We start from the raw sequence: 11,923 nt of genomic DNA, 5'->3' as shown, positions 1-11,923 counted from the left end.
TTTGATTGTCTCAAAAAATAGTTGCAGTTCCATAAGGATGACAAAGTAAAACTCTTTTTATTGAATTTCTACAAGGTGCTTATAAAATGCAGTGTAAACAGCTTGTGAATAAGGTACGTACCAGATAAAGCCAATTCCAAAACTAAAGAGGCATAGAATTAACCAGCCCAACATACTAAGCTTGAGCATTAAGAATTCGAACTTATGACCATCCATAAGTTGGCGGCTCATGGTTAGACAATCGATGTATTCAATCTTATCTGCATTTCCAGCACGGAGTTGGTCTTTATAGATAAGATAGGACTGGGAGTAGGCAAAGTATTTGATAAATCCAGGGATGATAAACAACAAAGTCCATAGAAATAAGAAAATGAACTGCCAAATAAAAATGGCTAATGTTGGGATAAAGTAGCGTTTGGTAAAAGCCTGAAAACCACTTTTAATTGGAGAGAATTGTAAGTTAGGATTGCGTAACCAGTCCAAGTAAGTGAAGCTAATGCCAGCACCAATAAAGGTTAACAAGGCAGCGCGTAGGAAGTTCCAAACGCTAGTGGATCCGGTTGAAGCAGACTCTTCACTCGCATAATTAGTCACATCATTTCCTGTAATCAGACTGGGATTTTTAAAGAGAACGTAAAGGCTAATTAAAATTAATAAAGAAATCATAAATCCTGAAATAGCCCGAACGACAACCGGAACGATGGCAGTCTGTGTGGCCTGTCCCCAATGACCCTTAAAGGTTGTTTTGACTTCTTTTTTCAGATTTTTACGGACACGATGATTTGACATATATGGCACCTCTTTCTTTTGTCTATTTTACCATGAAGTTTTAATTAGACAATTAAAGATGACCACTATCAAGTCATTAGATCGCATTGAGAAGTTTTTTAAACGGTGTTTTCATTTCTAAAAGAAGTTTTTATTGAACGGTCGTGTTAAAATTGAATTATTAATTAAGGAGCGCATGACGATGAAAGAAGTCGAAGAAGTAAGATCAAGCTTGCAGGAACTACGAGTGAAATTACAGACGGGCAAAATTTATCAATCTTTGCTGGCTGAAATTGATGGTGTGATTGGAAGTATTAAGCAAACACCACTTACTGAAGTTCAGTTGCCAAATGACCAAGACGGTATTTTGGACCTCATTCATGATTTGAGAGACCAACTGAGTGAGCACAAGTTAGATGAGATCTCTAATGATGACTTGTTAAAATTATTTCAACATATTGGGTCCACCAATCTATTTATTCGTGATAAGGGCGTTTATTTTTTGTTTAGTGATATCTTGCAACAACAAATTACTACAAAGAAACAGCTCAAAATGATTTTTGATTTACTCGTTAAAGATGAGAGTTTATTCCCACACATTACAGAACCTGAAAATGATGCCATTTTTCAGCGTTCGTTTAGCTTAATGTTTTTATCAACTTTACTATATATTGATCGTGCGGGTTCAAAGTTTATCGATGACGAAAGTAAGAATACGTTGGTAGACCAATTAGTTACGTATATCGCACTTGAGACAGATACACGCGGCTACGCTGGTCAAAAGGGCTGGGCGCATGCTTACACGCACATCGGTAATGTTTTGGATGAATTGGCCGTTGATAGTAGTCTGGTACGAGCAGACAAGTTGCTGATGCTTGCGGTATTATTAGTTCGTTACAAGCGTTTAGAATCACCACTTATTTTTGGTGAACCTGAAAGATTGGCTTCTTATATAGCTGATTTGACAAGTCAAAATAAGTTATATAGTGACTTTTTGTTATTGGCACTAAAAAATTGGCGCCATGAATTGGTTTCTATTCAGGCTAAGGAGGACGAAGCTATGTGGACTCGTTTGTACAATCGGCAGCGACTGCTACAAGCCCTAGTTTTAAATCCTGAAATGCCTAAAGCAATCACCACTTATTTGAATGAGGAAAATGATTTTCGTTTTTAAGGAGCACAATTAACATGGAAAAAGAAATTAAAGCAGTTGGATTTTACGAAGGGTTACCTATTAGCGATCAAAATAGTTTTATGAATTTAAAAGTTGCGCGAAAAAAAGCAACCGGATTCGACTTATTAGTTCAAGTGAATGCCGTTTCGGTTAATCCAGTGGATACCAAGATGCGCCAATCTCACCCTGCAACTAAAGAGCCCACTATTTTGGGATTCGATGCCTTTGGAACGGTTGTTGAAGTGGGGGATCGGGTTCAAGAATTTAAAGTTGGAGAATCTGTGTTTTATGCCGGTGCCAATAACCGTCCGGGTAGTGATCAAGAGTTCCAGTTAGTGGATGCGCGATTAGTGGCGCACGCTCCTGCCAAGATTAGTCCAGAGGAAGCTGCGGCAATGCCTTTAACTAGTTTGACGGCTTGGGAAACGCTGTTCGAACGGATGCCAATTGTAGCTCGGCAGAATGCAAATACGCATAAAACAATCTTTATTGTAAACGGAGCTGGTGGTGTGGGTTCCATTGCAATTCAACTGGCTAAGTGGGCTGGGCTTACCGTTATCACAACGGCTTCCAAACCGGAAACAACGGAGTGGACGAAAAAATTAGGTGCTGATCTCGTATTGGATTATCACAAATCCTTGAAAAAACAATTACAAGACCATCAAATTGAAACAGTTGATTTTGCAGCCATTTTTCAATCCACTGATATTTATTTACCTATCCTAGCTGATATTGTGGCTCCAGAAGGATATATGACTTCAATTGTTGAAAATACCCAGCCTTTACCAATGGGCATGTTAAAATCCAAAAGTATTACTTTTGCTTGGGAATTTATGTTTACAAAATCACTTTATCAAACTAGCGATATGGCAAGTCAAGGAAAAATTTTGGCTAAAGTAGCAGACTTACTAGATCAGCAAATCTTACAACCAACTTTGACACTTACCTTAAACGGCATTAACGCGGAGACGCTTCGACATGCACACGAGCTGGTTGAAGGAAATCAAATGATCGGTAAAATCGTGATAACCGGTGGTTTTAATGCGGCATAGTTTGAATTTTAAAGTTTTTTTCTCAGTTAATTCATGGTACAATTTAGGTTCAATACAAAATCTAAATGATGGGATGAGATTTTAAATGAGAACGGATAAAAAGATTCACGTTGGACTACTGTTTGGTGGTAATTCATCTGAACATGATGTTTCAAAACGATCTGCACATAATATCTATGATGCAATGGACAAAGATCGTTATGAGATCAGTTTGTTCATGGTTACCAAAGACGGTTATATCTTAAGCGACGCTTCTTCTAGACGTATATTTGATGGGGAGCCAGAGGATACAGTTGTTCAAGAAGCAATGAAAGCTGTTGACCATGGTAATCCGCTGGCGCCTGTTTTGAACTTGAGTAAAGAACGCGACATTGATGTATACTTCCCAATTATTCATGGTAATCTGGGTGAAGATGGAACAGTTCAAGGACTACTTCGGTTATTGCAAAAGCCATACGTTGGGAGCGGTATTCTCGCCTCGGCCATCTCCTTTGATAAGGATATGACTAAGCAAATCTTAACGCACAATGGCATTCGCAACACTAAATACGTGGTCGTAACGCCTGAAAACAAATCACAGTATTCGTATGAAACTTGTCGAGAATTATTAGGCGAGCTGATGTTCTTGAAGCCTGCAAACCAGGGGTCTTCAGTTGGTATTCATAAGGCGACAAATGCTGAAGAATTTGAGTCTGGATTGGAAGATGCATTCCGGTATGATTTCAAAGTTTTAGTTGAACAATCAATTGAGCAGCCAGAGGAAGTAGAAGTTTCTATTTTAGGTAATGAGCATCCAGAAGCCTCTAAGGTTGGTCGAATTGTTGTTCCCAAATCAGACACTTTTTATGATTACAACAATAAATTTGTGGATGCCAGCGGGGTTCAGTTTGAATTACCAGCAAGTATTTCAGATGATTTAGCTAAAGAAGTTCAGCAAATGGCTTTAGATGCTTATCGTGTACTTGGCTGTCGCGGAATGGCACGAATCGACTTTTTGGTCGATCATGACGAGGTACCTTATTTCAGTGAGATTAACACGCTTCCTGGGTTCACAAATATTAGTTTATACCCACAACTGTGGGAAGTATCAGGGCTCAGTTACGATAAGCTCATTGACAAGTTAATTCAGTTAGCTGGTAAGGAGTTTCAACGACGTTCAAAGATTCATTATGATTTTACGCCATTGGATGCAGAATAAATCTCAATCGAGTGGGCGTGAGACAAAAATGAAGAGAGTGAGAAAAGGGCGGTTTGGCTTCGCACTTAGATCATAGCCTAAGCAAACAAATTTGAATCGATTGGTTTTCGAAGCTAAGCCAAGAGGTCAGCTTATTTTCCGATTCCAATTATTAAAACTCTGAGGCAGAAGAGACTGGAAAGCTTTCCAGCCTCTTTTTTTGCGAAAAAATAAAAAAGAGTGAATGAAGGATTTTGTTGATCAAACACTCATGTTAAGATGGGGTCAGGGATGTGAGAAAAATGATGGCGTACTTTTTCCAGGATTTTAAGCAATTAAAAAAGATAATTAGGTATATTATTCAGTCTGATGAAAATTTATATTATACAAGCCTCGCTTTTGTGATTGGAATTGTAGCTAGCATGTTAATTGAGCATGCACTGTTTTTGTCCGAAGCTTTTTTTCTGGTGCCATTTAAGATTATTTTGGCGATGATCATTATTTGGGGAATTTTTATTGGGTTGATGGCGGCTTCGTTAATTGTAAGTGGATTTAAACATCAACGGCCGATTAGCTTTGAACGTTTAAGGACACTTTTGGAGCAGCTATTTAAGCGTAATGCTTGGCTAAGCATTGGTTATTTCCTCTTTTATACAATGATTTCAATTCCACTGGGAGGATTTGGTTTTGCAACGGTGATTCTAGCTCATTTTCCTACTAATATAGTTCTTCAAAACTTTGTTTTTGCGCATCGTTGGATAGTGGCACCTCTTTTTATTCTTTTGTATTTTATATTATGTTATGTGGGTTTTCGTATCATTTTGGCAATCCCGGCGATGATTGGTTATAGCTGTTCATTACGTGAGGGGATTGTTTTGAGCTGGAAATTAACTCGAAAAAAAGTTGGCCAGATGATGGCACAACTTTTTGGGCTGATTTTGCGTGTTTCTGTGCCGTTTATCAGCATTGGTTTTGTTCTGCTATTCTTCTTGTCGCGGTTAAATGACTGGATACATATTTCTTATATTTCAATCGCGTTTATGGTTTTAGCAATTTCATTTACAGAGCTTTTGTTTGTAGGCTGGTTTTTAGTTTTTATGACTGGCTTTTTGTCCGCTTTAGTAGAATGGGTAGCTAGTTCTCATTTACCCTTATCCAAGGTGGCCGTTTTTAAAAGGCAGTCTGCTAATTACCAAAAATGGGATTTGAAACAGATTCAACAAATTGGTTTGGCTTTGTTGGGGTTGCTGTTGTTAGTTACACCGGTTTATGCCTATTTTTCAATTCGAATAAATGAAGCCCACATATCTCGCGTCCTGACTATTTCGCACAGAGGCGTAAGCGACCAAAATGGTGTTCAAAATACAATTATGTCGTTAAAGAAGACAGCACGCTTGAAACCGGATTTTGTCGAGATGGATGTCCACGAGACCCGTGACCATCAATTTGTAGCTATGCATGATGAAAATTTAAAGCATTTAGCAGGCGTTAATAAACGTCCAGGAGAATTATCTCTCAAGCAATTAAAACGGCTGACATTGCGTGAAAATGGCTATCACACGCAAATAAGTTCGTTTTCAGATTATTTGCGTGTGGCACATCAGCTTAAACAACCCTTGATTGTGGAAATTAAGCCTGGCCCGAATGATTCAGCTGATTTGATTCAGCGATTTGCTAAAAAGTACAGTCGGAGTTTAATGCGACATGGTGATTTGGTACACTCACTGAATGCCACTTATATGACTCGTTTGAAAAAAATTTCACCTAAGTTAACTACTGGCATTATCACCCCATTTAATATTGCAAGAATTCCTAAAAATGATACAGATTTTTATTCACTTGAATTTCATACCTTAAATCGGCAATTTATTCAACAAGCCTGGGCGCAACACAAACAAGTATTTGCTTGGCCGGTTGATGGGAGGGCACCAATGAAAAGAATGCTAGCCTTACGAGTGGATGGCATCATTACGAATCATCTCAGCCGGTTACAAGAAGTCATTCGAACCCGAAATACAACTGAATTAAGTCAGTATGAGGTCCTGAACAATTTAATTGAACTGTGGTAAAAAAGCGTATCTTATTCATAACCAAGAAGGGAATGAATGGGGTATGAAGAAATGTTTATGGAGTACGAAAAATGACTGGCTGGAGGAATACCATGATTTTGAGTGGGGGGTACCAATATTAGAGTCTCAACAGCTTTTCGAAAGTTTTGCGTTAGAAATATTTCAAGCTGGGCTAAATTGGGAAATTATTCTTAAAAAAAGATCGGCGCTACGAGAAGCGCTTTGCCAATTTAATCCGTATGAATTAAGTAATTATACGGAAGATGAAGTGACTCAACTTTTGAAAAATACCGAGATTATTCGTAATGAACGAAAAATCAGAGCAGTTCTTCATAATGCTAGGGTTGTGACAAGGCTATCAACCAATTTTTCAGATTATATTTGGCAATTTGTTGATTTTAAACCAATTAGAGCAACGCACCACTTTTTGGGCGACGAGAAGTCACGTCTGTTTTTAATGCAACGAGTTGTTCAGCAGATGCAGCTTGATGGTTTTGTCTTTGTAGGCCCCAAAATGTTGAATTCCTTTTTTCAAGCTGCCGGATTAATCAATGATCATGAGGAAACTTGTTTTCGGTATTATGAGTTATCGATTTAACAAAAACAAAAGCGCATGATTCGGAATTTTTCGAATCACGCGCTTTTGTTGAAAAAAGTGTTTATTTGATTTTAACAGGTTTATTGTCTAAGTCGGAACGGACTACTAAAACGTCACAGACAGCTGTTCTCGTTACATATTCTGTAACAGAGCCGATTAGCAGTCTTTCAACAGCATTTAACCCTGTGGCGCCAATCATGATTAAATCGGTATGCAATTGCTTTGGCATATCGTTTGCGATCACAACCTTTGGTGCACCATACTCAATGGAATAATCTACATTTTCTAACCCTTTGTCTTTGGCCTCAGCAATGTACTTATCAAGTGTCGTTTTGGCAGTTTCTGTAACTTGCTCAACCATGGCAGTATCAAAACTAGAAATATTTTGAAAAGCACGGGTATCAACAACGTGAACTAAATGTAATTCAGAGCCTTCGTTTCGTCGTGCTACTGCAACTGCCTTTTGAAAGGCTAATTCAGCTTCTTGTGAACCATCGACCGGAACTAAAATATGTTTATATTGTTGTGTCATTTAAATCACCTCTCCAACTTTCTAACTCTATTCTACGTTAAATTTCGTGAAATAAAAAGAAAAAAAGCGTTTTCTTTTCAGCTATCAACTGGAAATAGGGATCAAGAAGATGTGACTAACCCTTATTTTGGAAGAAAATGCAGCAGTGCCAATAAAACAAAAGTTGTGGATAAGCAGCCGAGAAGTAAGATCAAACCAATCAAGAGGACCACATGAGTCCAAGCGATCACAAAAGCAATAAGTGCCATTAAGATTAAGGCGAATCCACCAATGCGTAATAATTCCTGCAGTGCGGGATTATTCGTAGGATTAAAAAGTAAAAAGGGACGTTGTTGATGGCGATACAGATAAGAACCAATAATTCCCAAAATGATGGCATAAACAATCATGAGAAGTGTGACTATCATGGGCATAACTCCTTAAATCTATTAAGTTAATAAAAAAAGGGATTAGCACATGTAGTCCTAATCCCAACAAAGCACAATGCTTTGGAAACACTTTATGGTGCCGTTAATCGCTTCTCAGTGAAAGCCCGCAAGTATATTAGCGGTGGGACCAATTGGTTTGGCTTTAAGTTTCCTAATTAAAGGCCTACATGCCACCAAACACCCTTAGTTCCTAAACAAATTATTTGATCGGCAGTACATAAATGAAGCAACGCGTACACCAAAGTAATTTCATCCTTATATTAGCATGGTTGCCGCCAAAGTTCAATTTTGTGGCATTCTCAATCTCGCTGAGCATGGAGTAGGCGCTGATATTGAGCCGCTAAAGCAGCTTCGAATTTACCATTTTGTTTAGGCTGATAATAGGTTGCTGCTTTGATTTTATCAGGCAGGTATTGTTGCTTTACCCAGTCATTTGGATAATTGTGGGCATATTTGTAATGTGTCCCATGGCCTAACTTTTCGGCGCCCTTATAATGGGCATCTTTCAAATCATCCGGAATATCGCCATAATTACCAGACTTAATATCAGTTAAGGCGGCATCCATAGCTGTAATGCCAGAATTGGATTTTGGTGATAAGCAAAGTTCAATGACTGCATCTGCTAAGGGAATTCGGGCTTCCGGAAAGCCCAATTTTTCGGCTGCCTGTACTGCTGAAACAGTTCGGGCACAAGCAGGAGGATTTGCCAGGCCAATATCCTCATACGCAATCACCATTAATCGCCGCGCAATGCTGGTAAGATCGCCCGCTTCAACAAGCCTCCCCATATAGTGCAAAGCAGCATTAACATCACTACCACGAATTGATTTTTGAAAGGCAGAAATCACATCATAGTGAGCATCACCATCTTTGTCTTGTACGAGGGCCTTTTTTTGTAAGCACTCTTCAATAATAGTTAGTGAAATTGTAATGACACTGTGTTTATCTGGTTCAGTGGATTTCACGGCCAATTCTAGTCCGTTTAAAGCACTTCGCAAGTCTCCATTGGTAGCATGTATTAAAAAATTCATCGCATCTTGAGTCAGTTTAATGTTTAAATCGCCCAACCCATTTTCAGAATCCTGTAGGGCCCGATTGATTGCTTGTTTGATGTCATCAGGTGATAGAGGGTGGACCTCAAAAATTTGTGTTCGACTACGAATTGCGGGGTTGATTGAAATATAGGGATTCTCGGTAGTTGCACCGATAAGAATAATGGCACCACTTTCAAGATGTGGCAATAGAAAGTCTTGCTTAGTTTTATCTAATCGGTGGATTTCATCAAGCAACAAAATGACAGTTCCGCTCATTTTGGCTTCTTCGGCGACAATTTGAAGGTCTTTTTTGGAATCAGTCGCCGCATTCAGCTTGCGGAAAGCATATTTTGTCGACCCTGCGATCGCACTTGCGATACTTGTTTTTCCTGTTCCCGGTGGTCCGTATAAAATCATGGACGAGAGTAATTTGGCTTTCACCATTCGAGCAATAATTTTGCCTGGTCCCACTAAATGCTGTTGGCCAACGACTTCTTCAATTTTTTTAGGACGCATCCGATAGGCTAAAGGTTGTTGCATATTAAAACTCCTAATTTAAAAAACCATCTTTTAATTTATCTAATAATGATTTAGGTTTTTGTTCTTTTGAGTTGGTTTCTTTGTTCACATAATTTTCAATGTCAATATTATCCCTGTTCATGGCTTGTTTAGCTGTCAAAACAAGGGCAAGATCTTTATCGTTCGTGGTATAAATTGAATCCGTCTTTATCGTGAACTGAATCGAAAATTGACTAGCGGCTTTCATATACGGACCGATTAAATTTTGACTGAGATTTCCATTAATCAAAAGTGATTTGTCGGAATTCGCTTTCATTTCACGAATAAAGTCATCGCGATATTGGTTATTTTTAATTTGTGCAACTGTCATGGTTAAAACCACACGTTCTCTGAAGGTGCCTAGGTACTTACGTTGCTCATCTGGATTGATTTTTGGGGTGCCATGAATGGCGTTTTGCAGTCTTGAATCTACATTTGTATTCTTATCCATTGCGCTCACAACCCTTTCTTCATAGTATAATTAAGTATATCATTTTATGTGAAGGCATTCTTGTTTTAAGAATGGAGGGGAGCCTCTTGTTTAAAGATCAGTTATTCTCTGCGTTTCAAGAAGAGGGTGTGGAAGAACGACTTATGCTAATCCGCAATCGAATTGATCCTTTTTTTGAAGACGTTGAAAAAAGTGTGTTGCCAATACTGAATGCAGAAAGTCCGCAATATCACGCCTTTATTGCTAAGCACGCCCGTCGGCATCGTAATCCACCACCTAACACTTGGGTAGCTTTTGGCAAACGGACGCGTGGTTACAAAATGGTGCCTCACTATGAGGTCGGGATTTGGTGTGATCAGTTGTTTATTTGGCTTGCTTGTGAGGTAAATATTTTAGATCGCTCACAAATTATCCAGATGCTTACGCATAAAAAATCACAGTTTCTGGAACTAAGGCCTTTATTTTATCTGTCAACAAATCATATGCTTAAAGAAGAAACGCCATTAATAGACGATGCGTTTTCTAAAGCGGTTTTGAACTATGGTGAAAAACGCCAGACAGAAGTGTTGATTGGTCGAGTCTTAGGAAAAGATGACCCGATTCTTGAAGATAAAAAGCGCACGTTGCGTGCAATTACGGACACAATAATCCAACTTTCTACAATTTGGGACAAATAAAAAAGCATTTGGAATTCCAAATGCTTTTTTGACAAGCTTTCGTAAATTAAAGTTTGTTGTAGTACTCAACAATTAGTGATTCGTCAATATCAGCTTCTAATTCGTCACGTTCTGGAAGACGAGTTAAGGAACCTTCTAACTTATCAGCATCAAATTGAACGAATTGAGGACGACCAACAACAGCTTCTACAGCTTCGCCGATAATCTTCAAATCTTTTGATTTTTCACGAACGCCCACAACTTGGCCAACTTCGACTTCGTATGAAGGGATGTCAACACGTTTGCCGTCCACAGTGATATGACCATGGTTAACAAGCTGACGAGCTTGACGACGAGTAGTTGCTAAACCTAAACGGTAAACAACGTTGTCTAATCGACGCTCAAGCAAGATCATGAAGTTAACACCATGTTTACCTTCATTAATCTTACCAGCACGTGTGAATAAGTTAGCAAATTGACGTTCAGTCAAGCCATACATCATACGTAACTTTTGTTTTTCACGAAGTTGTTGACCATATTCTGAAATGTTCCGGCGATTGTTTTGACCGTGATCACCAGGTGCATATGGGCGACGAGCTAATTCTTTACCAGTACCGCTTAATGAAATACCTAAACGGCGTGAGATTTTCCAACTTGGACCTGTATAACGAGACATAAAGTAAATCCTCCAATAATTTTGTTGGAGTAAAATAATCCGATTGTGAGTTTAGTATTCGTGCAGACTGTTTTGCAATCCTCACCTTTGCAGCCGCAGGTTACTAATTGAACCACTTAAGGCACCAGTCTGTTGACGAGCTTACCACTCACCGCTGCATTATTTTACACAATGAACAGTTTACAACAGATCAAGCTTCAGTGTCAACGTGGGTCAAGAAAATGGCCGCAAAATCTTCAAGTTCAGCTTGATTTTCTTCGCTAAATCGGTTTAAAGAAGGGGAATCAATATCAAGGACACCGATTTTAGTACCATCCTTGGATAGGGGAAGGACAATTTCCGAATTGCTGGCACTATCACAAGCAATGTGACCCGCAAATTCATGAACATTTGCAACACGTTGTACCTTTTGTGTCTTAAAGGCGGTTCCACACACGCCAGAACCATTAGCAATATGCATGCAAGCCACGTTACCTTGGAAAGGGCCGAGCACTAGTTCATCTTTATCCTCCTCGTAAAGATAAAAACCTGACCAATTTACATCCTCATAGCTAGATTTTAATAGCGCCGAGGCATTTGCCATGTTGGCAATTAGATTAGTTTCGTTTGTCAAAAGAGCATCTAATTGCTGATTCATTAGGGAAAGCGTTTTTTTTGTCATAAAATTTCCTCCAAATTGGACTATAAATATAAAAATCGCATAGTGAAACTGTAAAATCCTATGCTATAATTTAACTTGGGTCTTATTTT

Annotated in this window: 13 protein-coding genes and 1 other RNA gene; 6 read left to right on the top strand and 8 right to left on the bottom strand. The window is 38.8% G+C overall.

Going from position 1 to position 11,923, the window contains the following annotated elements; all coding sequences use genetic code 11:
* Window positions 1-57: 57 nt before the first annotated feature.
* On the bottom strand, window positions 58-789 hold the full coding sequence (locus IV80_RS09165; RefSeq protein ID WP_057752625.1) for a DUF975 family protein: 732 nt from the start codon (window positions 787-789) through the stop codon (window positions 58-60).
* Between the two features lie 181 nt (window positions 790-970).
* On the opposite strand from IV80_RS09165, the gene IV80_RS09160 reads away from it, so the two are divergent.
* The 5 genes from IV80_RS09160 to IV80_RS09140 all read left to right on the top strand — a co-directional run bounded on the left by IV80_RS09160 (window position 971) and on the right by IV80_RS09140 (window position 6,838).
* Window positions 971-1,942 (top strand): DUF2785 domain-containing protein, encoded by a 972-nt coding sequence (locus IV80_RS09160; protein WP_057752640.1) that lies wholly within the window; start codon window positions 971-973, stop codon window positions 1,940-1,942.
* A 14-nt stretch (window positions 1,943-1,956) separates the two neighbouring features.
* A complete protein-coding gene (locus IV80_RS09155; RefSeq protein ID WP_201782523.1) occupies window positions 1,957-2,994 on the top strand; it encodes a zinc-binding alcohol dehydrogenase family protein in 1,038 nt (345 codons plus the stop codon).
* Between the two features lie 85 nt (window positions 2,995-3,079).
* Window positions 3,080-4,192 carry a D-alanine--D-alanine ligase family protein gene (locus tag IV80_RS09150; RefSeq protein WP_057752621.1) on the top strand — a complete coding sequence of 371 codons (1,113 nt, stop codon included), beginning with the start codon at window positions 3,080-3,082 and terminating at the stop codon, window positions 4,190-4,192.
* A 281-nt stretch (window positions 4,193-4,473) separates the two neighbouring features.
* On the top strand, window positions 4,474-6,240 hold the full coding sequence (locus IV80_RS09145; protein ID WP_057752618.1) for a glycerophosphodiester phosphodiesterase: 1,767 nt from the start codon (window positions 4,474-4,476) through the stop codon (window positions 6,238-6,240).
* Window positions 6,241-6,283: 43 nt separating this feature from the next.
* Window positions 6,284-6,838 carry a DNA-3-methyladenine glycosylase I gene (locus tag IV80_RS09140; protein ID WP_057752634.1) on the top strand — a complete coding sequence of 185 codons (555 nt, stop codon included), beginning with the start codon at window positions 6,284-6,286 and terminating at the stop codon, window positions 6,836-6,838.
* A gap of 61 nt (window positions 6,839-6,899) precedes the next feature.
* Here the strand turns inward: IV80_RS09140 and IV80_RS09135 are convergent, their stop codons facing one another.
* The 5 genes from IV80_RS09135 to IV80_RS09120 all read right to left on the bottom strand — a co-directional run bounded on the left by IV80_RS09135 (window position 6,900) and on the right by IV80_RS09120 (window position 9,841).
* Entirely contained in the window at window positions 6,900-7,370 is a 471-nt protein-coding gene (locus IV80_RS09135; RefSeq protein ID WP_057752615.1) for a universal stress protein, read from the bottom strand.
* A 122-nt stretch (window positions 7,371-7,492) separates the two neighbouring features.
* On the bottom strand, window positions 7,493-7,777 hold the full coding sequence (locus tag IV80_RS09130) for a hypothetical protein (RefSeq protein ID WP_057752612.1): 285 nt from the start codon (window positions 7,775-7,777) through the stop codon (window positions 7,493-7,495).
* Between the two features lie 83 nt (window positions 7,778-7,860).
* Window positions 7,861-8,048, bottom strand: a non-coding RNA gene (gene ssrS, locus IV80_RS10025) — 6S RNA.
* A 49-nt stretch (window positions 8,049-8,097) separates the two neighbouring features.
* Window positions 8,098-9,372 (bottom strand): replication-associated recombination protein A, encoded by a 1,275-nt coding sequence (locus IV80_RS09125; protein WP_057752609.1) that lies wholly within the window; start codon window positions 9,370-9,372, stop codon window positions 8,098-8,100.
* Window positions 9,373-9,382: 10 nt separating this feature from the next.
* Window positions 9,383-9,841: a YueI family protein gene (locus IV80_RS09120; protein WP_147186355.1), complete on the bottom strand. Its 459-nt coding sequence runs from the start codon at window positions 9,839-9,841 to the stop codon at window positions 9,383-9,385.
* 86 nt (window positions 9,842-9,927) lie between these two features.
* On the opposite strand from IV80_RS09120, the gene IV80_RS09115 reads away from it, so the two are divergent.
* Window positions 9,928-10,518 (top strand): DUF1054 family protein, encoded by a 591-nt coding sequence (locus IV80_RS09115; protein ID WP_057752603.1) that lies wholly within the window; start codon window positions 9,928-9,930, stop codon window positions 10,516-10,518.
* Window positions 10,519-10,564: 46 nt separating this feature from the next.
* On the opposite strand, the gene rpsD is transcribed toward IV80_RS09115, so the two are convergent.
* Both rpsD and IV80_RS09105 read right to left on the bottom strand, forming a co-directional pair.
* Window positions 10,565-11,173, bottom strand: coding sequence for a 30S ribosomal protein S4 (rpsD, locus tag IV80_RS09110; RefSeq protein ID WP_057752599.1), 609 nt, complete (start codon window positions 11,171-11,173; stop codon window positions 10,565-10,567).
* Window positions 11,174-11,363: 190 nt separating this feature from the next.
* Window positions 11,364-11,834: a GAF domain-containing protein gene (locus IV80_RS09105; protein ID WP_057752596.1), complete on the bottom strand. Its 471-nt coding sequence runs from the start codon at window positions 11,832-11,834 to the stop codon at window positions 11,364-11,366.
* Window positions 11,835-11,923: the final 89 nt, after the last annotated feature.

Source organism: Pediococcus cellicola, from assembly GCF_001438655.1.
Lineage (GTDB): Bacteria > Bacillota > Bacilli > Lactobacillales > Lactobacillaceae > Pediococcus > Pediococcus cellicola.
This window is presented reverse-complemented; position numbering and strand designations above follow the sequence as displayed.

Bases quoted from the DNA above. Each gene is read 5' to 3' on its own strand.
- IV80_RS09165 (WP_057752625.1), bottom strand. From the start codon at position 789: ATGTCAAATCATCGTGTCCGTAAAAATCTGAAAAAAGAAGTCAAAACA.
- IV80_RS09160 (WP_057752640.1), top strand. From the start codon at position 971: ATGAAAGAAGTCGAAGAAGTAAGATCAAGCTTGCAGGAACTACGAGTG.
- IV80_RS09155 (WP_201782523.1), top strand. From the start codon at position 1,957: ATGGAAAAAGAAATTAAAGCAGTTGGATTTTACGAAGGGTTACCTATT.
- IV80_RS09150 (WP_057752621.1), top strand. From the start codon at position 3,080: ATGAGAACGGATAAAAAGATTCACGTTGGACTACTGTTTGGTGGTAAT.
- IV80_RS09145 (WP_057752618.1), top strand. From the start codon at position 4,474: ATGATGGCGTACTTTTTCCAGGATTTTAAGCAATTAAAAAAGATAATT.
- IV80_RS09140 (WP_057752634.1), top strand. From the start codon at position 6,284: ATGAAGAAATGTTTATGGAGTACGAAAAATGACTGGCTGGAGGAATAC.
- IV80_RS09135 (WP_057752615.1), bottom strand. From the start codon at position 7,370: ATGACACAACAATATAAACATATTTTAGTTCCGGTCGATGGTTCACAA.
- IV80_RS09130 (WP_057752612.1), bottom strand. From the start codon at position 7,777: ATGATAGTCACACTTCTCATGATTGTTTATGCCATCATTTTGGGAATT.
- IV80_RS09125 (WP_057752609.1), bottom strand. From the start codon at position 9,372: ATGCAACAACCTTTAGCCTATCGGATGCGTCCTAAAAAAATTGAAGAA.
- IV80_RS09120 (WP_147186355.1), bottom strand. From the start codon at position 9,841: ATGGATAAGAATACAAATGTAGATTCAAGACTGCAAAACGCCATTCAT.
- rpsD (WP_057752599.1), bottom strand. From the start codon at position 11,173: ATGTCTCGTTATACAGGTCCAAGTTGGAAAATCTCACGCCGTTTAGGT.
- IV80_RS09105 (WP_057752596.1), bottom strand. From the start codon at position 11,834: ATGACAAAAAAAACGCTTTCCCTAATGAATCAGCAATTAGATGCTCTT.